Origin of the sequence: Streptomyces flaveus, assembly GCF_014647675.1 — a bacterium.
GTDB classification, from domain to species: domain Bacteria; phylum Actinomycetota; class Actinomycetes; order Streptomycetales; family Streptomycetaceae; genus Streptomyces; species Streptomyces flaveus.
In genome coordinates, this window is the sequence record NZ_BMPQ01000001.1 from 675,062 (window position 1) to 694,607 (window position 19,546).

Below are 19,546 nucleotides of genomic sequence, written 5' to 3' on the forward strand. Positions count from 1 at the left end.
GTAGTGTTGTCCGGCACCGTCCGGCCGCCGCGCTCAGGACGAGTGTGGTCGAACGGCTGAATGTGGTCGATGTCGCAACGGCGAGCGGGCAGTTGGTCACGCCTCGGCCTACGTGCCTACGTCTGGATCCACCGCCTCAGCGCCTCGACCGTGTCCTCCGGCGTCGTGTTGAAGCACAGCCGGATCCCGGGCGCCGCCTCGGTGAGGACGTTGACCAGCCGCTCGAACAGCAGGGTGTTCTCCGGCAGCATCCGTACGCCACCGCCGATCATCGCCACGCCGAACGCGTACTCCTGGAGCTGCTCCCGGACGGTCTCCTCGGCGCGATCCGGAGAGGTGTCGATCAGGCACACAACAGCATCGAACCCCGCTTCGCGCAGCGTCGCGTTCGCCGCCTCGATCCGGGCAGTGAACACCGCCTCGTCGACGCCGTCGGGCATCCGGCTGTAGTCGAGCGTCCTCGGATGCAGCCCGATGGACAGGACCTTCGTGCCGCCCGGCAGCGGAGTCGAGGTCGTCGGTCGGCCCATGGGCGGTGCCCTCTCTGCTTGCGTCACGGTGATCTTCCCGGTGTATCACGGAAGTTGGGCAGAAACACCGGATCCGCTCCGCCGGCTCAGCTCCTCGGACCGTCAGCCCAAGCCCGGCGGTGTCCAGTCCGCATGCCGCAGGACCGTGCGGATGGTCGCGCGGGAAGGGGCCAGCCGGAGAGCGGTGTTGCGTGCGGCGACGGCCAGGGGATGCGTCAACTGCTGGCCCATCCGGCCGATTTGGCGGGCGGCGCGGGCGATGGACCGGCAGCGTGGGCGGCGCTCGGCGTCGTAGCGGGCCAGTGCCGATTCGACGGTGGGCTCGGTGGCGAGCGCGGCGGCCAGGACGACGGCGTCCTCCAGTGCCAGGCTGGTGCCCTGGCCGAGGTTGGGGGTCATGGCGTGGGCCGCGTCGCCGAGGAGGGCGATCCGGCCCGCGGTGTAGGCGGGCAGGGGTGTCACCAGTTCGTGGATGTCGTGGTGCAGGACCGCGTCGGGCCGGGTCGCGTCCAGCAGGGCGGGGATCGGATCGTGCCAGTCGCCGAAGCGGCGGCGCATCGCGGCGAGGCCGTCCGCGTGCCGTACGCCGGGGGGCGAGTTGAGCACCGCGTGCCACTCGGCCCGGCCGTCGGCGAGCGTGATGTGGCCGAACTCGGCGCCGTTCGCCCAGGTCAGTTCCAAGTCGCTGGCCAAGTCGACCGGATGGTCGGTGAGGGCGCGCAGCACGGTCGTCCCGCTGTAGGCCAGGCCGGGATGGCCGGGGAAGAGCTGGGCGCGCAGCCGGCTGCCCACTCCGTCGGAGGCCACGACCAGATCCGCCTCCAGGACGGCGTCGTCGAGGGGTATCCGCACCCGGCTCGGGTCGGAGCGGTCGACGGAGGCCACCTCGGTTCCCACGACCAGGCACTCGGACGGCAGTTCCGCCCGCAGCAGCCTGTGCAGCACAGCTCGGGTGACACCGAGGACCGGCGTGCCCAGCGCACGCTCCAGCGCGGCCCCGTCCATCCGGGCCAGCCAGCCGCCGCCGGGGACACGGGTGCCCCCGGTGTACTGAGGCCGTGCGGCCGCGCGCACCGCCTCGCCCACGCCGAGGACGTCCAGGGCCCGAACGCCGTTGGCGTGCAGCGAAATGCCCCCGCCCACGTCGGCGAGTACGGGGGCGCGTTCGACAACCGTCACCTCCCAGCCGACCAGGCGCAGGCCGATCGCCACAGCAAGCCCCCCGATGCCTCCGCCCACGACCACCGCGCTGCCACCCATACCGCCGACCTCCCTCGTCCGCCCCGCCGTGGTCCCACGTAATTCTGCCGGGTGGGCGGGGCGGCGCCGCGCCGCAGGTGTCTGCCGACGGGGCGGCCATCGACCTGGCCTGCTGGTACAAGATCTGTCCGGCTGCCAGTAGCCCCAGCGTGGTCTGGTGGCGGGCGTTCAGCAGCACATCAACTCGCGCTCCCCACCAGCGAGTTGACTCCCTCCAATTACTCGGATCGCGGAAGCACGACACTGGCCAAGAAGCGGGCGGTCCCCACAGCAACGAAGTAGCCAGGGCCCACGACGGCCGACCTCACCACCGCACTACAACTCCGCCTCACCCCACAAAGCAACCCGCACCTCATCGCCCACGGACAGCTTCCCAGGCCGGAGTACGGCGTACTTGGTGCCGAAGGCCACGCCGCCCCCGCCCGAGACGGCTCGACGGTAGGTCGCGAGGGTGCGCAGGGGCTCGGGGCCGGCCCTCGTACCGGCTTCCTGGTCGACCAGGGTGACGGCGCAGCGAATGGCGAGCTTGGTGTAGCCAAGTTCCGTATCGGCGATGGTGATCCGACGGACGCGGTCCTCGGTATGGGGGTCGTCCCAGCCGCCGATGACGATGTTCGGTCGGAAACGGTCCATGGGGAGGGCATCGCCGCCGCGTTCGGTCAGCCGCTCGTTCAGCAGGTCCAGCGTGGACCGTGACAGGACGTGAACGGCGCTGCTGTCGGCGTAGCCGGAAGTGCCGGGGATCCGGCCGTCGGTGACTCGGTCGTGCTCGGGCGGTACGCGCACCAGACGGCTCGGCGCGCCGAGGACTTCGGACAGCCACGCGGCGGCTTCGTCACCCTGGTCGATTCCCGTGAACGGCGCGCCGAACAGGTCCACGTCCCGGCGCGGGCCGGATGTGTCCACGTCGACGTCCAACGCGTACGGGTGACCGGGGGCGCGGAGGGTGAGCCGCTCTCCGTCGGCGCTGACCCCGGGACGGATCAGCGCCAACCGCGGCCAGCGCCGTTGCGTGCGGTACACGCCTTCCTCGCTGGTGACCATGAAGCTCCGGTCGTGCGCGAGCCCCGCGGGCGTCAGCATCGCGTCGTGCGCCGAGACGCCGGCGCATCCCTTGACCGGGTAATACGACAGCTCTACGACTCTGGCCACGTGCTCCCCTTATCTCGTACGTCGTTCATGCCGTGCCCGTGCCAGAAAACCCCGCACCGCTTCGTACAGGAGCCGGGGCTGGTCCAGGTGCACGTCATGCCCCGCGTCCTGGATGACCTCGGTCTCGGTCGCCGTCGCCGTCGCCGTCAGGCGTCGGGTTCGCATCTCCGCCATCTCCGACGCCGGCATCGTGCCCTGTGCGCCACGTACGACGAAGGTGGGGCAGCGGACCTGTTCCCACTCGGCCCAGTACGAGCACTCGGCGAGCTCCGCCACCGCGGCCACCATCATGTCCCGGTCCACGAAGGGCACCGGGGACTTGTCCAGCCAACTGCCTATCTCCGTCGGCAGGTTGGGGCTCGGACCGGATGGGCCCGCCTCGATCAGGATCAGGGTGTCGATGAGGTGCGGGTGGGCCGCCGCGGTGAGAAACGCCGTGTGGCCGCCCAGGGACTGACCCACCAGCATCACCGGGGGCAGAGACAGGTGCTCGATCACGGCCACGGCGTCCGCCACGCAGGACGCTCGCGTCATGTCCCGTGGGCGGCGCGTGCTGGCGGCATGGCCTCGGCCGTCGTACCTCACCACCCGGTGGCCGTCCGCCAGGAGTCGCGCCGTCAGGTCGTCCCACTCCCCCATGTGGCCTGCCAGCCCGTGCAGGAGAAGGAGTGGGGGCGACGGGCTGGAGCCGCCTTGACCTTGGGTGTCGCTGTACGCGATGCGAGTGCCGTCAGGGACGGTGACATGCCCGGTGACAGGGGTGGATGTCATCGTCGGTCGCGGCGGCGTGGGCGTGGAGCCGTGCGGCGGTGGATGGGGCCGCCGGGGGCGTACCAGCCTGCCTTCTTGCGGACCATTGGGGACGGGTCCGTCTCGTGGGTATAGGTCAGGGCTGTTGCTGCTTCGGGGTGGGTGTGGACCCAGCGGCCCACCAGTTCGGCGGCCATGGTGCGTACGTGGGGGTCGGGGTCGTGGTGCAGTAGGTGGATGCCGCATGGGAGGACCACCGCGCTGTCGGGGCGGCAGGCGTCCGTCTTGCAGCGGTCGCAGGACAGGGCGTGCAGGGCGGCGTACCGGACCGGGGCGGCCAGGTCGTCGAGCATGGCGATCAGATCGTCCAGGACCTCCGGTACGAGGAGGTGGTCCAGCAGGTTGCAGCACTGCTCGCGTACGCGGGGCTGGGGGTGGCGCAGGCCCCGGCGGATCGCGGGGATGGCGGCGGGACCGTGGCGCATCAGTTCGCGGAAAGCCTCGGGACGGCGGGGCTCGCTGCCCAGGGCGTGGATCAGGGCGTCCGCCTGTACGTCGGGCAGCGCGTCCGCCCGTACGTCTGCCGAGGCTGCTTCCCGCACGACTTCCTGTACGTCGTCCCGTGCCCGCGTTTCCTTGGGTGAGTCCGTCATCGGCATGCGCTCCCCCGTCCACTCGCTCCCCGACGAGTCTGCGCATGCCCTCTCCGCGTCAACAACTCATTTAGCGATGGGCTCCGCCCCGCGGGCGAACCCACGGGGCGGTACGGCACGGCGGCCGTCGCGTTCTGTCAACTGACGTCAACCGCCGTCAGCCGCTCAGCTGCTTCTTGGATCCGCCGCCGGAGATCTGGATCCGGCGCGGCTTGGCCTGCTCGGCCACGGGGATGCGCAGCGTCAGGACCCCGGACTCGTACGAGGCGTCAATGCGCTCCGTGTCGAGGGTCTCGCCGAGGAACAGCTGGCGGGAGAACGTACCGGGGGGGCGCTCGGCGACGACGACCTCCGCGCCCTCGGGGGCGGGGGAACGGCGTTCGGCGCGTACGTTCAGCACGTTCCGTTCGACGTCCAGGTCGATCGACTCCGGGTCGATGCCGGGGAGGTCGAAGTGGACGATGAAGTCGTCCCCGGACCGGTAGGCGTCCATCTGCATCGCCGCGGGGCGAGCGGAGCTGAAGACCTGCTGCGCGAGCCGGTCGAACTCGCGGAAGGGGTCGGTACGCATGAGCATCACGGGTCACTCCTTTCGTGCGGTGGCTGGCTGCGATGCCCTACGGCTTCTTATATAACTCCCTAGAGGAAAGTTGACAAGCCCCGACTCAAGCGCGGTGCGTGAGCACGTTCACGACACGCCCATTCGGGTCCCGTACGAAGAAGCGCCGTACGCCCCACTCCTCGTCCCGGAGTTCTCGTACGATCTCGGCGCCCGACGCGACCACCTCGGCGTACACCGCGTCGACGTCCTCGACCTCGATGCTCAGGTCGGGGACGACCGGCGCGGTGGGCTCCTCGGTGATGAAGATGAGCTGCGCGGTGGGGTTGGAGGGGGAGGCGAGGGTCATGACCCAGCCGAGATTCATGACCTCCTCAAGCCCCAACCGGCCGTAGAAATCGCGGCTTTGGGCCATCGACTCCTCGGAGTCGGTCTGGAAGTCGGGGACGATCCTGCGGACGGTCATCGGCCCTGATCAGCTCCTCTCAGATCCACCCTGAGCTCTACTGCCCAGGCCCTACTCCTCCTGCCCCGCGACCGCTCCCCTGAACGTGGCCCGGTACGCCCCCGGCGACACCCCCAGCGCCGCGTGGAAGTGCTGACGAAGGGACGCGGCCGTGCCGAAGCCCGCCTCCGCCGCGATGCGGTCGACGGTGTGGTCGGTCTGTTCCAGCAGTTCACGCGCCCGGTCGACGCGGCGCTGGGTGAGCCACTGCATGGGCGTGAGGCCGGTCTCCTCGCGGAAGCGGCGGCTGTACGTACGGACACTCATCGCGTCCCGCGCGGCCAGCTCGCGCAGGGTCAGCGGGTCGGCAAGCCTGGCCAGCGCCCAGGCGCGCGAGGCGGAGGTGGTCGAGCCCGTCAACTGGCCGTCCGGCACCGGGCGTTGGATGTACTGCGCCTGGCCGCCCTCCCGGTGCGGCGGTACGACGGTACGGCGGGCCACGTTCGCCGCGACCGCCGCGCCGTGGTCCCGGCGGATCATGTGCAGGCACAGGTCGATACCGGCCGCCTCGCCCGCGGAGGTCAGTACGCGGTCCTCGTCGACGTACAGGACGTCGGGGTCCACGCTCACTTCGGGGAACGTCCGCGCGAAGAGGTCCGTCGACATCCAGTGCGTGGTCGCCCGCAGGCCGTCCAGGAGTCCGGCCGCGGCGAGGACGAACGCGCCGGTGCAGATGGAGGCGATACGCGCGCCACGAGCGCGGTCCAGCGCTTCGGCCAGCTCCGCGCTCAGGCCGCCGGGCTTCAGGTACTCGTCCTCCTCGTGCGACGACGGGACGATCACCGTGTCGGCGGTCGCGAGGGCCTCCGGGCCGTGGGGCGCGTAGATCGGGAAGTCCGCGTCCGTACGGATCATGCCGGGCGTGACGGCGCAGGTCAGGAGGGTGTAGAGCGGCCGGCCCGAGTGTGAGGTCGCGTTGCCGAACAGCTGGTGGGCCAGGCCCAGTTCCATCGGCAGGACGCCGTCCCGGACGAGGACGGCCACTCGGTGCGGCGCTTTTTCTGCCATCACGCGGTCCATGGCCAGATTCTTGCACATCATGGCCATCTGGCCACTCGCTGCGAGACCCCCGAAAACGGAGGGTCGACGTCATGACCACTGACTCGACCAGGACCTCGAACCGCACCTGGACCCCGACCCGACCCCGGAACCGCACCCCTTGGATCATCGCCACCGCCGCCGCCCTCGCCATCGTCACCGCCGGTGCCTTCACCACCCTCGCGGGGCTGCTCGTCGGGCCGTTGCACGAGGAGTTCGGGTGGTCGCGGGGCACGATCGGACTCGGGACGTTCGTGAGCATGGCGCTGTATGGGGCTACGGCGCCGTTCGCGGCCGCGCTGATGGACCGGTTCGGGATGCGGCGGGTCGCGACCACCGCCCTCGCCCTCGTCGCAGCGGGCGCCGGGCTGACCACGACGATGACGGCGTCCGCCCAGTTCGTCCTGTACTGGGGCGTGTTCGTGGGGCTCGGCACGGGTGCCACGGCGACGGCGTTCGCGGCGACGGTCACCGAGCGGTGGTTCGTGGCGCGGCGCGGGCTGGTCACGGGGCTGCTGACGGCGGCGAGCGTGGTGGGGCAGTTCGTGTTCCTGCCGGTGCTGTCGGAGGTGATCGACGCGCACGGCTGGCGGTCCGCCGCGCTCACCCTGGCCGTGGCGGCGACGGCCGCCCTGCCCCTCGTATGGCTGCTGCTGCGGGACCATCCGGCGGATGTCGACCAACCTCCGTACGGGGCACGGGAGTTCGTGCCCAAGCCCGCGCCCGTGCCGGGAGCCGCCCGGCGTGCGGTCCGCGTCCTCGCCCGCGCCACTCGCACGGCGCCCTTCTGGCTGCTCGCCGGCACCTTCGCCGTCTGCGGGGCGTCCACCAACGGCGTCATGTGGACGCACTTCGCGCCCGCCGCGCACGACCACGGGATGCCGGTGACCGTCGCCGCCTCGCTGCTGTCGCTCATCGGGATCTTCAACGTGGCCGGAACGGTCGGCTCCGGGCTGCTGACCGACCGCCTCGACGCGCGCCGGCTGCTCGCCACGTACTACGCCCTGCGCGGCCTCACCCTCCTCGCGCTGCCGCTGCTGCTCACCGCGACCGTCGGGCCGCCGATCGTCACCTTCGTCATCGTCTTCGGGCTGCTCGACGTGGCGACGGTCCCGCCGACGCTCGCACTGTGCCGCGCGCACTACGGCTCCGACGCACCGGTCGTCTTCGGCTGGGTCAACGCCGCCCACCAACTGGGCGCAGGACTCGTCGCCTTCCTCGGCGGCACGGCCCGGGACGCCTTCGGCTCGTACGACTTCGTGTGGGTAGCGGCGGGAGCCCTGTGCGCGATGGGCGCGCTGATGTCCCTCACGATCAAAGCCCGTTGATGTACCGCGCCCCTAAAAGGAGGCCGCAGGCCTTCCTTTTAGGGGCGCGGGGCTGTGTCAATTTGCGGCTCCGCCGCGTGGGCGCGACCAGCCACAACGAACCCGCAGCTTCAAACCGCCCCCTCAGCGGAGCGCCACCGTAGCCGTCAGCGGCCGCGCGATGTCCTCCAGGGACCGGCGTTCGGCGCGTATCGCCAGGGCCGCCGCGACAAGGCCCGCCGCGCACATCAGGGCGGCGCCGATCTGGAAGGCGAGGACGGTGTCGGCGACGACGCCCGACTCGGTCAGCTTGGCGAAGAGCAGGGGGCCGCTGATGCCGCCGGCCGCGGTGCCGATGGCGTAGAAGAAGGCGATGGCCATGGCGCGGGTCTCCATCGGGAAGACCTCGGAGACCGTGAGGTACGCGCTGGACGCGCCCGCCGAGGCGAAGAACAGCACCACGCACCAGCAGGCCGTCAGGGTCGTCGCGCTCAGCGAGCCCCGGTCGAAGAGCCAGGCCGTGCCGAACAGCAGCAGACCGGAGAGCAGGTACGTCGACGAGATCATCACCCGGCGGCCGACGGTGTCGAAGAGCTTGCCGAGCAGGAGCGGGCCGAGGAAGTTGCCGGCCGCGATGACGGCGAAGTAGTAGCCGGTGTCGGAGGTCGAGACGTCGAAGAACGTGGTGAGGATGGCGCCGAAGCCGAAGGTGATCGCGTTGTAGAGGAACGCCTGGCCGATGAAGAGGGAGAAGCCGAGCACGGCGCGACGGCGGTACTGGGAGAAGACCGTACGGGCGATGGTGCCGAAGCCGATGCTCTCGCGCCGGCGGATGGTGATCTCGCCTGCGGGGCGCGGGAGTTCGCGGCGGCCGGTGTGCTCCTCGTGTTCCTCGGCGACCTGTTCCTCCACCGAGGAGACCAGCCGTTCCGCCTCCTCCTCCCTGCCGTGGATGAGCAGCCAGCGTGGGCTTTCGGGAACGTTGCGGCGGACGAGGAGGATGACCAGGCCGAGGACGACGCCGAGGGCGAAGGTGAGGCGCCAGCCGACGTTGATGGCGAACAGGTCCGTGTCCAGCGCGACGATCGACAGCAGGGAGCCGCCGATCGCACCGAGCCAGAAGCTGCCGTTGATGATCAGGTCGACCCGGCCGCGGTAGTGGGACGGGATCAGCTCGTCGATCGCCGAGTTGATCGCCGCGTACTCGCCGCCGATGCCGAAACCGGTGAGGAACCGGAACGCGAAGAACCACCAGGAGTGGAAGGAGATGGAGGTCAGGGCCGTGGCGCCCAGATAGACGGCGAGCGTCACCATGAACAGCTTCTTGCGGCCGAAGAGGTCGGTGAGCCGGCCGAAGAACAGCGCGCCCGCGCAGGCCCCGGCGACATAGAGGGCAGCGGCGATGCCGGTGACCTGCGCGGAGGTGATCGGCAGTCCGCTGCCCTCCTCGGAGAGGCGCCCGGCGATGTTGCCGACGACGGTGACCTCTAACCCGTCCAGGATCCAAACCGTGCCGAGGCCGATCACCACCGTCCAGTGCCAGCGTGACCAGGGCAGGCGGTCGAGGCGGGCGGGGATGGCTGTGGTGACGGTACTGCCGGTCTGCGGCTCGGTGACGGACATGGGCTCGGCTCCCTCCTCGTCGAGCGAACCCCGGACGGGTCCCCGACTGCGGAGGGGTTACGCCCCCAATGCCCGCGACACCGTGTAGATGACCAGCCCCGCCAGCGAGCCCACCACCGTGCCGTTGATCCGGATGAACTGCAGGTCGCGGCCGATGTGCGCCTCGATCTTCCTGGTGGTGTGCTCGGGGTCCCAGCCCGCGACGGTGTCCGTGATGAGGGAGGTGATCTCGTCGCGGTACGTCGTCACCACGTACACCGCCGCGTCCTCGACCCAGCCGTCGATCTTCGACTGGAGGTTCGGCTCGGTGGACATCCGCTGCCCGAGTGACAGCAGCGAGGCCCGTACGCGCAGCCGCAGTTCGCTGCGCTCGTCCTCGGCGGCGGACACGATCATCTGCCGTACGGAGGACCAGGCGGAGGCGATGATGTCCTGCACCTCGCCACGGCCGAGGACCTCGCGCTTGAGGTTCTCCACACGGCCACGGGTGTCGGTGTCGGACTGCAGGTCGGCGGCGAAGTCGGTGAGGAAACGGTCGAGGGCGCCGCGGGCCGGGTGGGCGGGCATGTCGCGCATCTCGGTGACGAAGCGCAGCAGTTCCTTGTAGACGCGCTCACCGACCCGCTTGTCGACGAACCGCGGGGTCCAGCCGGGGGCGCCGCCCTGCACGGCGTCCATCACCTGGTCGTTGTGCAGGACCAGCCAGTCGTGGGCGCGTACGCAGATCAGGTCGACGGCACGTTTGTGGCCGCCCTGCGCGACGATGCCCTCCAGCATCTTCCCGATGCGCGGGGCGATCTCCGCCGAGTCGGCCCGCCGGTTGATGGCCTCCCCGACGATGGCCTGCACGTCGGAGTCGCGGAGCACGGCGAGGGCGCCCCGCAGCGCGGTGGACAGTTCCGCGGTGACCCGGTCGGCGTGCTCCGGGACGGCGAGCCAGGCGCCGAGGCGGCTGCCGATGCCGACGGCGCGCAGACGCCCCCGTACGACCTCCCGTGACAGGAAGTTCTCGCCGACGAACTCGCCCAGGGAGACGCCCAGCTGGTCCTTCTTGGTCGGGATGATCGCGGTGTGCGGGATGCGCAGACCGAGGGGATGGCGGAACAGGGCGGTGACGGCGAACCAGTCGGCGAGCGCGCCCACCATGCCCGCCTCGGCCGCCGCCGCGACATACCCGGCCCAGGCACCCGCGCCCGCGTGGGACGCCCACTTGGCGAGTACGTAGATGACGGCGACCAGGAGCAACAGACCGGTGGCCGTGATCTTCATCCGGCGGACACCGCGGCGCTTCTCCTCGTCGGCGGCGCTGTAGTAGCCCATGGACCGGTTGCTGGTGCGGTTGCCGGTCCGGTTACTGGCGCGGACCGGCTGGGCATCTGCCCCTATGAGCTCGGTCTGCTCAGTGTGTTCGACTTCATCCGCTTTCGTACGTTCCATCCACTCCACCCGTTCGCAGAACCCGTACCCATTGTCCCTTTCCCGCCGCCATCCCCCTTCCTGACCGACTCCTGGAACGGAACAGGAGTTCCCGGCGTCTTCCGTTCGGGGATTCGAGACGGGAACGGGGGGCCCGTCGGACACCTCCCGCGCCATGCCTCATCATGAGGTCATCACATCGGAGCCCTGGGCTCCCACTGCTCTAGGAGACCTGCACCGCATGACCAAGCGTCACGGTTATGCCCTGCTGTCGGCGATCATCGCCATGATCATGGCCGTTTCCGCGGCCATCTACGTCGGAGTCGGCTTCGACGACGGCGCCGCCCGGGACACGATGGCGGGCGGCCGTGGCCCGCACAACAACCCGGCGGCTCCCGCGTCCACCGGCGTCTGGGTCGGCACCTGGTCGACATCCCCGTCCGGTGCCGAGCCGGGCACCGAGACGAACGGCATGGCCGGCCGTTCCGTACGCAATGTCGTGCACGCGGGCGTGGGGGGCACCGCGGCGCGCGTCACCCTGTCGAACCTTTACGGGCAGCAGCCGCTCAACATCGCGCACGCCTCGATCGCCGTGGCGGCCACCGCGAACAACGCCGCCGCTGCCGCCGACACCATGCGCCGCCTCACCTTCGGCGGCAGCCCCTCGGTGATCGTCCCGCCCGGGCAGCAGGTGGTCAGCGACGCCGCACGGCTGCTGATACCGCACGACACGGACATCCTGGTGACCACGTACTCGCCCACACCGTCCGGTCCGGTCACCTATCACCCGACGGCGCGGCAGATCTCGTACACCGCTCAGGGCGACCGCACGGAGGACGTGACCGGGGTTCCGTACACCGGGCAGACCCAGGTCTGGCGCTATCTGACGGCGGTGGACGTGCTGAGCAACGAGTCCGAGGGCACGGTCGTCGTGATCGGCGACTCACTCACCGACGGCGTGACCTCCAGCATGGGCGAGAACCGGCGCTGGACCGACGCCCTCGCCGACCGGCTGCGGCTGCGCGGCCGCGACCGAGACGGCTCGGACGTGCCCCGCTACAGCGTCGTCAACCAGGGCATCAGCGGAAACCGCCTGCTGGCCGGCGGCGGGGGCCGCCCCGCCGGGAACCCGAGCGCACTGAACCGCTTCGACCGTGACGTCCTCGACCGCACCAACGTCAAGGCCGTCGTCATCGCCCTCGGCGTCAACGACATCCTGCGCACCCCGCACCAGACCGACCCCGACAAGATCACCTCCGGTCTGCGCGAGCTGACAGAGCAGGCCCACAACCGCGGACTACGCGTCATCGGCGCGACCCTCATGCCGTTCCAGGGCCACCGCGGCTACCGCCCCAACCTCGAAGCCACCCGCCAGGCCGTCAACGCCCAGATCCGCTCGGGCGACATCTTCGACGACTACGTCGACTTCGACGAGGCGGTCCGCGACTCGTACAACCCGCGCCGCCTCAACCCCCTGTACGACTCGGGGGACCATCTGCACCCGAGCGACCGGGGGTACGAGCAGATGGCGAAGAAGTTCGACCTGGACACGCTGAAGGGGGCGGCTCCGGCGGAGCTGTGAGGCTGGGGGCTGGAAGGCGCAGTCTTTAGGCGCAGGAGCGCAGGCTTCGCGGGAAGCCGCAGGCTTTTGCTTTTAGGGGCGCGGGGCTGTGTCGATTTGCGGCTCCGCCGCGTGGGCGCGACCAGCCACGACGGCGCCGCAGCCGACACACCGCCTCCCCGGCCGAGCTCTCAGTCCCGGCGCCGCCGCTCGTCACGCTCCTCGTGACGAGCCCGGCGCCGCTCCTCCCGATGCTCCCGCATCAACTCCCGATGCTGCTCCATCGCATCACGGTGGACGGACCGAGCCTGGTCCAGCGCCTCCCGGTGAGCGGAGGAGTGCTCCTCCAGTTCCCCTTGGCGGCCAGCCTTCCGCTCAAGCTTCTCCTGACGCCGCTGCTCCTTGATCCGCAACCGCTCCGCCCTGGTCAGCTTCCGCTCAACCCCGACACCACCCCAGAAGGCGAACCCCGTCACGATCACACGCGGCGCCCCGGGATCGCCCCGTACACCCTCCTCACGGTGATCGAAACCACCCATGACCCCGATCCCGCGCACAACGACCTCAACACCGGGCGGCACGACCACCTGCACACCACCCATGATCGCCACACAGTTGATGACGACCTCACGGTCCGCGAAATCCGCCTCGCGCAGATCGATCGTGCCGCCACCCCAGAACGCGAACGCGTTGAACCGCCTCGGCATGGTCCAGCGCCCCTTGCGCTCGAACCCCGACATGATCGCGACACCCCACTGCGACGAACCCTCGCCCCCGACGATCCGCCCCGCCCAGTCACCCGACCCGGACCCGGCGGGCTCCTTGACCATCGACACAGGAGAAGGCGGCGTCACCCCGGCGGCAGGCAGATCGCGGGTGATCGGCGCGAGCTCCCCGTACGTACGGGCCTTGTACGTCGCGTCGAGCCGTTCCTCGAACTCCTCCATGTCGAGGCGGCCTTCCGCGACGGCCTCCCTGAGCACTTCGGCGACTCGTTCACGGTCTGCGTCTGACGCCCGCAATTCGGGGAGTTCTTCGGTCATATACCGAAGCCTACGAGGTTGCCTTCTCCGCGTACATGCGGCTGATGACAGCCTCGATGTCCGGTTCCCGCACCGAGAGGTCCACCAGCGGATACTCGGCGGCGATCCGCGCGACGAGCGGCGCCGCCGACGCCGAGGCCGGGAAGGCGAGCCACTGCCGCGGCCCCTCGACCTTCACCACACGCGCCGACTCGACCTCGATGGGCGGCAGTTCGCGCTCCAGGTCCACCACCAGCGTCCGCTCGCTGTCGCCGATCTCGTGCAGCCCGGTGAGCGGGCCGTCGTACATCATGCGCCCGTGGTCGATGACCATCACCCGCGAGCACAGCTGCTCGATGTCCTGCAGGTCGTGCGTGGTCAGCAGCACCGTCGTACCGCGCTCGGTGTTCACCTCCCGCAGGAACTCCCGGACATTCGCCTTGGAGACCACGTCCAGGCCGATCGTCGGCTCGTCGAGGTAGAGCACCTCCGGATCGTGCAGCAGCGCCGCCGCGATGTCCCCGCGCATCCGCTGCCCGAGGGAGAGCTGCCGCACCGGGACGTCCAACAACGCGCCCAGATCGAGGAGTTCGACGAGACGGTCGAGGTTCTCGCGATAACGGCCGTCCGGGATGCGGTACATGCGGTGCATCAGCTTGTACGAGTCGATCAGCGGGAGGTCCCACCACAGCGTCGTACGCTGCCCGAACACCACCCCGATCCGGTGCGCCAGCCGCGTCCGCTCACGGGACGGATCGATGCCGGCGACGCGCAGCCGGCCGCCGCTCGGCGTGAGGATCCCCGTCAGCATCTTGATCGTCGTCGACTTGCCCGCACCGTTCGGCCCGATGTAGCCGACCATCTCGCCGCGCGCCACGGAGAAGGAGATCGAGTCGACCGCCCGTACCTGGTGCCGCTCCCGGCGCAGGAAACCGGTCTTCTTGCGTACGTCGAAGACCTTCTCGACGCGGTCGAGCTCGATGAAACCGCCCGTCACACCGCCTGCCCCAACACCCGTCACACCATCTGTCACACCGTCTGCCACTGATTAACTCCCTGTACTCCGGTACGAACGAAGCCCCGTCCGCCACAGCACACCCGCCAGCGCACAGCACACCCCGGCGGCGAGCGGCGACAGATACGTCACCCATGTCGGCAGATCTAGCGGATACGGCCGCCCCAGCACGTAGGAAGCGGGCAGCCAGTTGACGAAGGCGAGCGGCAGCACGAAGGTCACCCCGCGCACCAGGTCCTTCCCGAACAGCGTCGGGGGGTACTGCAGCAGCGTGGTGCCGCCGTACGTGAACGCGTTCTGCACCTGGGCGGCGTCCTGCGCCAGGAACTGGAAAGCCGCACCCGCGACGAAGATCGCCCCGAAGATCACCGCGCCGCTGACCAGCATCACCGGCACCAGCAGCGCCTTCGGCGCAGTCCAGTCGACGTCGACGGCGAACAGCGCCCAGCCCAGCACCAACGCCCCCTGGATGACCCGGCCGAACCGGCGCAGCGGGAACTGGTCCGCGGCGACCTGCGCGAGCACCGGAACGGGACGTACCAGCAGCGTGTCGAACGACCCGTCGCGTATCCGGGTACCCAGGACCTCCGACGAGCCGAGCAGCAGGTCGGTGATCCCGAACGCCGTCACCGACAGCCCGTACAGGAACGCCACCTCGGGCAGCGTCCAGCCGCCGAGCGAGTCGACCTGCGAGAACATCAGCAGGATGCCGACGAAGTCCAGGCCGGACAGCAGCAGGTTGCCGAAGACCGTGACGACGAAGGAGGTGCGGTAGGTCATGCCGGCCCTGATCCACATCCCGGCGATCAGCAGATAGGCCCGCAGACCGTCCGTGACCCTGGAACCGGCCGTGGAGCCGACCTTGGTTGTCTCACCCACCCTGCACCACCACCCGCCGCGTAGCCGCCGACTGCAACAGCCGCCCCGCCGCCAGCAGTGCCACCGCCCACGCCGCCTGGAAGGCGAACGCCCCGAGCGGGGCGGTCTCCCCCATCAGGACATCCGCCGGCACCTGGAGCTGCGCGGCCCACGGCAACGCCTGGACGACGTCGCCGAGCGCGTCCGGGAAGGCGTTCAACGGCAGTGTCATGCCCGAGCAGAAGATGCCCGTGACCATCAGGGCCTGCATGACGCCCCTGGCGTCCATGAGCCAGAACACGCTCAACGCCGCCAGATAGCGGATCCCGAAGCTGACGACCGCCGCCAGCAACAGCGCGACCAGGAACGCCGCCCAGGTGCCGAAGTCCCCCGGCAGGGCCATCGGGAAGAACAGCGCACCGAAGACGAACGGAATCACGCCCCGCCCCGCCAACTGGAACAGCATCCGCCCCAAGTCGCTCGCCAGCCACCACAGTTGGAGATCGGCCGGCCGGTACAGATCGACCGCGATCTCACCGGTGCGGATGCGCTCCATGAGCTCGACCTCGAAGCCTCCGCCCTGGAGGGCCAGCGCCGCGAACAGCGCCTGCCCCAGCCACACATAGGTCACGGCCTGCGCCTGGTCGTACCCGCCCAGATCCGGCCGCTCGTCCCACAGCGCCAGATACGTGTACACGAGGATCAGCCCGAACACGGTATTGGTGAACACCCCCGCCGCCGTGGCCACCCGGTACGTCGCGTACCGCCGGAAACTCCCCACCGCGACGGCCGCATACAACCGCCCCGCGCCCACGACCACACTCCTCCCGCGCGCCCGCCCGCCAGACACCGAAGCGCAGGAGCCTAGTCCCCGGACCGTACGCCGTGCCAGGCATTTTCCGAGCACAAAGCGTGTGCCTCGGGCAGGGAACGGAACGCACGGTGCGAGAGTCTTCAAGAGCGGGCAACAGACAGTTAAGAGGGCGTACAGGGACGTACGCCGTGAAACGGGAGTACGGCACGACATGAACGACCAGCCGCAGCCGCAGCAGCCGAGCACCGCGCCCCCGAGACGGCGCACCGGCCGGCGCCGGCTGATCCCGACCTGGCGGACGGTGCTCGGCACCTTCCTCGGCGCACTCCTCCTGCTGATCGGCCTGTTCGCCCTCGGCTACTTCCTCGTCGAGATCCCCGCGGCGAACGCGTCCGCGACGAAGCAGAGCAACGTCTACCTGTACGCGGACGGCAGCCGGCTCGCCCGCGACGGCGAGGTCAACCGGGAGAACGTCACGCTCGCCCGGATCTCCAAGGACACCCAGCACGCCGTGCTCGCCGCCGAGGACCGGGACTTCTACTCCGAGTCCGCCGTCGACCCCCAGGCCATGATCCGTGCCGCCTGGAACACCGTCACCGGCAAGGGAAAGCAGTCCGGCTCGACGATCACCCAGCAGTACGTCAAGAACTACTACCTGGCGCAGGAGCAGACGGTCACCCGGAAGATCAAGGAGTTCTTCATCGCCATCAAGCTCGATCAGGAGGTCAGCAAGGACGACATCCTCGAGGGCTACCTCAACACCAGCTACTTCGGCCGCAACGCCTACGGCATCCAGGCCGCCGCCCAGGCCTACTACGACGTCGACGCCAAGGACCTCACGGCCGCCCAGGGCGCGTACCTCGCGACGCTCCTCAACGTCCCCAGCAAGTACGACGTGATCGCGCACCCCGAGAACAAACCGGCGGTCGTGGGCCGCTGGAACTACGTACTCGACGGCATGCTCAAGAAGAAGTGGCTGACGCCCTTGGAGCGGGCCGGAATGGAGTTCCCGACGCCCAAGGAGGCCAAGGGCTCCGCCGGGCTATCCGGGCAGCGCGGCTACCTCGTGCAAGCCGTCAACGACTACCTCACCGGCAGCGAGATCATCGACGAGGACGCCCTCGCCACCGGCGGCTACCGCATCACCACCACCATCCAGAAGGACAAGCAGAACGCCTTCGTCAAAGCCGTCGACGACCAGGTGATGAACCAGCTCGACAAGAAGAACCGCGAGATCGACCGCAACGTCCGCGCCGGCGGCGTCTCCATCGACCCCGCCACCGGCAAGGTCGTCGCGATGTACGGCGGCATCGACTACACGAAGCAGTACGTCAACAACGCCACCCGCCGCGACTACCAGGTCGGCTCCACCTTCAAGCCTTTCGTGCTCGCCTCCGCCGTGCAGAACGGCTCGACCACGCAGGACGGCCGCCTCATCACCCCGAACACCGTCTACGACGGCACGAACCAGCGCCCCGTGGAAGGCTGGCAAGGCGCCTCGTACGCGCCCGAGAACGAGGGCCAGACCTCGTACGGCTCGATCTCGGTCCGCGAAGCCACCGACAAGTCCGTCAACGCGGTGTACGCACAGATGGCGGTGGACGTCGGCCCCGAGAAGGTCCGGCAGACGGCCCTCGACCTGGGCATCCCCTCCTCCACCCCCGACCTGACGGCCTCCCCCTCCATCGCCCTCGGCCCCGCCACCGCAAGCGTCCTCGACATGGCGGAGGCCTACGCCACGCTCGCCAACCACGGCAAACACGGCCGGTACTCACTCGTCTCCGAGATCACCAAGGACGGCCAGGACGGCACCGAGGGCGCCGTCGAACTGCCCTCCCGCGAGACGGGCGTCCGGCAGGCCGTCAGCCGCGAGGCCGCCGACACCACGACAGCGGTCCTACGAGGCGTCGTCGAAGGCGGCACCGGCACCTCCGCACAGGCCGCGGGCCGCCCCGCCGCCGGCAAGACCGGCACCGCGGAGGAGGACCAGGCCGCCTGGTTCGCCGGCTACACCCCCGACCTCGCCACCGTCATCGCCGTCATGGGCCAGAACCCGAAAACGGGCGCCCACACCCCCCTGTACGGAGCACTCGGCCAGGACCGCATCAACGGCGGCGGCTACCCGGCGCAGATCTGGGCCCAGTACACGCAGGCCGCGCTCGAGGGCACGGAGGCGAAGGACTTCGACCTGCAGATCCAGGCGGGCGCGGAGGAACCGGAGCTCCCGACGGAGGAGCCCTGGGAGGAATGGCCGCCGGACACGGGCGAGGAGGACAACGGCGGCACGACGGACGGGAGCGACGGATCGAACGGGCCGGAGGACGGGAGGCCGACCACCGGCAGCGAGGAAACCCCGAGCACACCTCCGGCCTCGACGGCCCCGGACCAGCCCAGCGGCGGAACGTCGACCGACGGCGGCACGACGGACGGGACGGCCGGAGGGAAACCGACGGACGGCGGCACGACCGACGGAGGCACGTCGTCGACGGGCGGCGACACGGCCACGGGAGGCGGCGGCACGACAGACGACGGCGGGATCACGGCGGGCAGGGCGGACGGCGGAGCGACCTCCAGAAGCGCCGGATAGCCACAGACCCCTGGATACCTACAGGCCGACTGACTACAGGTACAAACCCGTCGAGTCCTCGGAGCCCTCGAACCGGTCCGCCGCCACCGCGTGCAGATCGCGCTCGCGCATCAGCGCGTACGGGACACCGCGCACCTCGACCTCGGCGCGGTCCTCCGGGTCGAACAGGACACGGTCGCCCGGCTCGACGGCCCGTACGTTCTGCCCGACCGCGACGACCTCGGCCCAGGCGAGCCGACGGCCCACGGCCGCGGTCGCCGGGATCAGGATGCCGCCACCGGAACGGCGCTCGCCCTCGGAGGTGTCCTGCCGCACGAGCACACGGTCGTGCAGCATCCGGATGGGCAGCTTGTCGTGATGGGTGTTCGCACTCACGCCCCCGAACCTACCTGGCTTTGCGCGGCACGTACGCGGCCGGGGTCAGCGCTTGCGACGCCGGGAGCCCGAGGAACCGCGCCGAGAGCCGCCCACAGCGCCGCGCCGGGAACCCACGGCGAGCATCCCGACCACCCCGACCACCACCAGGGCCACCGGCACGATGCGCTCGAGCCGCGGCGCGCCCTCCTCGTTCACCAACTGACCCTTCACATCGCTGACCGCGCGGTTCACACCGACGTAGGCACGGCCAAGGGTGTGGTCGATGCTCGAGACGACCTTGGCCCTCGCGTCACCGACGATCGTCTTCGGGTGCACCCGCGCACCGATCTCGTCGAGCGTCTCGGCGAGGGTCTCGCGACGGCGCTTGATGTCCGCCTCGATCTGCGCCGGAGTTCTGATGTCCGGCGTGCTCGACGTATCCGACACCGCGCTGCCTCCGTGGTCGTATGTGGTCGGTCGTATGTGGCCGTTTACTCTGGCCGACAGTCTGTCAGCTCCGCCCGCCACCCACCCCCCTG

The 19,546-nt window shown here is 70.0% G+C and carries 19 protein-coding genes; 3 read left to right on the forward strand and 16 right to left on the reverse strand.

The window, feature by feature from the left end; translation table 11 throughout:
- Window positions 1–116 precede the first annotated feature (116 nt).
- The 8 genes from IEZ21_RS02820 to IEZ21_RS02855 form a co-directional block, all read right to left on the reverse strand.
- Complete coding sequence (locus IEZ21_RS02820; RefSeq protein ID WP_189320262.1) at window positions 117–530, reverse strand: hypothetical protein; 414 nt, start codon at window positions 528–530, stop codon at window positions 117–119.
- Window positions 531–632: 102 nt separating this feature from the next.
- A complete protein-coding gene (locus tag IEZ21_RS02825; RefSeq protein WP_189320263.1) occupies window positions 633–1,790 on the reverse strand; it encodes an FAD-dependent monooxygenase in 1,158 nt (385 codons plus the stop codon).
- A gap of 315 nt (window positions 1,791–2,105) precedes the next feature.
- Window positions 2,106–2,942, reverse strand: coding sequence for an MOSC domain-containing protein (locus IEZ21_RS02830; protein WP_189320264.1), 837 nt, complete (start codon window positions 2,940–2,942; stop codon window positions 2,106–2,108).
- 9 nt (window positions 2,943–2,951) lie between these two features.
- On the reverse strand, window positions 2,952–3,713 hold the full coding sequence (locus IEZ21_RS02835; protein ID WP_189320265.1) for an alpha/beta fold hydrolase: 762 nt from the start codon (window positions 3,711–3,713) through the stop codon (window positions 2,952–2,954).
- Complete coding sequence (locus IEZ21_RS02840; protein ID WP_189320266.1) at window positions 3,710–4,345, reverse strand: HEAT repeat domain-containing protein; 636 nt, start codon at window positions 4,343–4,345, stop codon at window positions 3,710–3,712. Before IEZ21_RS02840 ends, IEZ21_RS02835 begins: the two co-directional genes overlap by 4 nt.
- Before the next feature lie 157 nt (window positions 4,346–4,502).
- Entirely contained in the window at window positions 4,503–4,922 is a 420-nt protein-coding gene (locus IEZ21_RS02845; protein WP_189320267.1) for an Hsp20/alpha crystallin family protein, read from the reverse strand.
- Between the two features lie 88 nt (window positions 4,923–5,010).
- Window positions 5,011–5,370, reverse strand: a complete 360-nt coding sequence (locus IEZ21_RS02850; protein ID WP_189320268.1) for a VOC family protein — start codon at window positions 5,368–5,370, stop codon at window positions 5,011–5,013.
- A gap of 51 nt (window positions 5,371–5,421) precedes the next feature.
- Window positions 5,422–6,417 (reverse strand): GlxA family transcriptional regulator, encoded by a 996-nt coding sequence (locus tag IEZ21_RS02855; protein WP_246567225.1) that lies wholly within the window; start codon window positions 6,415–6,417, stop codon window positions 5,422–5,424.
- An 83-nt stretch (window positions 6,418–6,500) separates the two neighbouring features.
- Between IEZ21_RS02855 and IEZ21_RS02860 the strand changes: the two genes are divergently transcribed.
- Complete coding sequence (locus IEZ21_RS02860) at window positions 6,501–7,775, forward strand: MFS transporter (protein ID WP_189320270.1); 1,275 nt, start codon at window positions 6,501–6,503, stop codon at window positions 7,773–7,775.
- A 123-nt stretch (window positions 7,776–7,898) separates the two neighbouring features.
- On the opposite strand, the gene IEZ21_RS02865 is transcribed toward IEZ21_RS02860, so the two are convergent.
- On the reverse strand, window positions 7,899–9,377 hold the full coding sequence (locus IEZ21_RS02865) for an MFS transporter (protein WP_189320271.1): 1,479 nt from the start codon (window positions 9,375–9,377) through the stop codon (window positions 7,899–7,901).
- A 57-nt stretch (window positions 9,378–9,434) separates the two neighbouring features.
- The gene (locus IEZ21_RS02870) at window positions 9,435–10,814 is read right to left on the reverse strand and encodes a DUF445 domain-containing protein (RefSeq protein ID WP_189320272.1); all 1,380 of its coding nucleotides are present in this window, start codon (window positions 10,812–10,814) and stop codon (window positions 9,435–9,437) included.
- Between the two features lie 220 nt (window positions 10,815–11,034).
- Here IEZ21_RS02870 and IEZ21_RS02875 point away from each other — a divergent pair, with 220 nt between their 5' ends.
- Window positions 11,035–12,375, forward strand: coding sequence for an SGNH/GDSL hydrolase family protein (locus IEZ21_RS02875; protein ID WP_189320273.1), 1,341 nt, complete (start codon window positions 11,035–11,037; stop codon window positions 12,373–12,375).
- Between the two features lie 170 nt (window positions 12,376–12,545).
- Here the strand turns inward: IEZ21_RS02875 and IEZ21_RS02880 are convergent, their stop codons facing one another.
- The 4 genes from IEZ21_RS02880 to IEZ21_RS02895 all read right to left on the reverse strand — a co-directional run bounded on the left by IEZ21_RS02880 (window position 12,546) and on the right by IEZ21_RS02895 (window position 16,063).
- Complete coding sequence (locus IEZ21_RS02880) at window positions 12,546–13,397, reverse strand: DUF1707 SHOCT-like domain-containing protein (protein ID WP_189320274.1); 852 nt, start codon at window positions 13,395–13,397, stop codon at window positions 12,546–12,548.
- Window positions 13,398–13,407: 10 nt separating this feature from the next.
- The gene (locus IEZ21_RS02885; RefSeq protein WP_246567227.1) at window positions 13,408–14,421 is read right to left on the reverse strand and encodes an ABC transporter ATP-binding protein; all 1,014 of its coding nucleotides are present in this window, start codon (window positions 14,419–14,421) and stop codon (window positions 13,408–13,410) included.
- Between the two features lie 3 nt (window positions 14,422–14,424).
- The gene (locus IEZ21_RS02890) at window positions 14,425–15,189 is read right to left on the reverse strand and encodes an ABC transporter permease (RefSeq protein ID WP_189320391.1); all 765 of its coding nucleotides are present in this window, start codon (window positions 15,187–15,189) and stop codon (window positions 14,425–14,427) included.
- Window positions 15,190–15,262: 73 nt separating this feature from the next.
- A complete protein-coding gene (locus IEZ21_RS02895) occupies window positions 15,263–16,063 on the reverse strand; it encodes an ABC transporter permease (protein ID WP_189320275.1) in 801 nt (266 codons plus the stop codon).
- A 211-nt stretch (window positions 16,064–16,274) separates the two neighbouring features.
- On the opposite strand from IEZ21_RS02895, the gene IEZ21_RS02900 reads away from it, so the two are divergent.
- The gene (locus IEZ21_RS02900) at window positions 16,275–18,650 is read left to right on the forward strand and encodes a transglycosylase domain-containing protein (protein WP_189320276.1); all 2,376 of its coding nucleotides are present in this window, start codon (window positions 16,275–16,277) and stop codon (window positions 18,648–18,650) included.
- 33 nt (window positions 18,651–18,683) lie between these two features.
- On the opposite strand, the gene IEZ21_RS02905 is transcribed toward IEZ21_RS02900, so the two are convergent.
- Window positions 18,684–19,025: a GroES family chaperonin gene (locus IEZ21_RS02905; protein ID WP_189320277.1), complete on the reverse strand. Its 342-nt coding sequence runs from the start codon at window positions 19,023–19,025 to the stop codon at window positions 18,684–18,686.
- Between the two features lie 45 nt (window positions 19,026–19,070).
- Window positions 19,071–19,454: a DUF3618 domain-containing protein gene (locus IEZ21_RS02910; RefSeq protein ID WP_246567229.1), complete on the reverse strand. Its 384-nt coding sequence runs from the start codon at window positions 19,452–19,454 to the stop codon at window positions 19,071–19,073.
- Window positions 19,455–19,546 lie beyond the last annotated feature (92 nt).

Excerpts from the sequence above, each read along its gene's own strand:
- IEZ21_RS02825 (WP_189320263.1), bottom strand. The coding sequence starts at position 1,790 with ATGGGTGGCAGCGCGGTGGTCGTGGGCGGAGGCATCGGGGGGCTTGCT.
- IEZ21_RS02870 (WP_189320272.1), bottom strand. The coding sequence starts at position 10,814 with ATGGAACGTACGAAAGCGGATGAAGTCGAACACACTGAGCAGACCGAG.
- IEZ21_RS02900 (WP_189320276.1), top strand. The coding sequence starts at position 16,275 with ATGAACGACCAGCCGCAGCCGCAGCAGCCGAGCACCGCGCCCCCGAGA.
- IEZ21_RS02880 (WP_189320274.1), bottom strand. The coding sequence starts at position 13,397 with ATGACCGAAGAACTCCCCGAATTGCGGGCGTCAGACGCAGACCGTGAA.
- IEZ21_RS02860 (WP_189320270.1), top strand. The coding sequence starts at position 6,501 with ATGACCACTGACTCGACCAGGACCTCGAACCGCACCTGGACCCCGACC.
- IEZ21_RS02840 (WP_189320266.1), bottom strand. The coding sequence starts at position 4,345 with ATGACGGACTCACCCAAGGAAACGCGGGCACGGGACGACGTACAGGAA.
- IEZ21_RS02875 (WP_189320273.1), top strand. The coding sequence starts at position 11,035 with ATGACCAAGCGTCACGGTTATGCCCTGCTGTCGGCGATCATCGCCATG.
- IEZ21_RS02835 (WP_189320265.1), bottom strand. The coding sequence starts at position 3,713 with ATGACATCCACCCCTGTCACCGGGCATGTCACCGTCCCTGACGGCACT.
- IEZ21_RS02820 (WP_189320262.1), bottom strand. The coding sequence starts at position 530 with ATGGGCCGACCGACGACCTCGACTCCGCTGCCGGGCGGCACGAAGGTC.
- IEZ21_RS02850 (WP_189320268.1), bottom strand. The coding sequence starts at position 5,370 with ATGACCGTCCGCAGGATCGTCCCCGACTTCCAGACCGACTCCGAGGAG.
- IEZ21_RS02855 (WP_246567225.1), bottom strand. The coding sequence starts at position 6,417 with ATGGCAGAAAAAGCGCCGCACCGAGTGGCCGTCCTCGTCCGGGACGGC.
- IEZ21_RS02865 (WP_189320271.1), bottom strand. The coding sequence starts at position 9,377 with ATGTCCGTCACCGAGCCGCAGACCGGCAGTACCGTCACCACAGCCATC.
- IEZ21_RS02845 (WP_189320267.1), bottom strand. The coding sequence starts at position 4,922 with ATGCTCATGCGTACCGACCCCTTCCGCGAGTTCGACCGGCTCGCGCAG.
- IEZ21_RS02890 (WP_189320391.1), bottom strand. The coding sequence starts at position 15,189 with ATGTGGATCAGGGCCGGCATGACCTACCGCACCTCCTTCGTCGTCACG.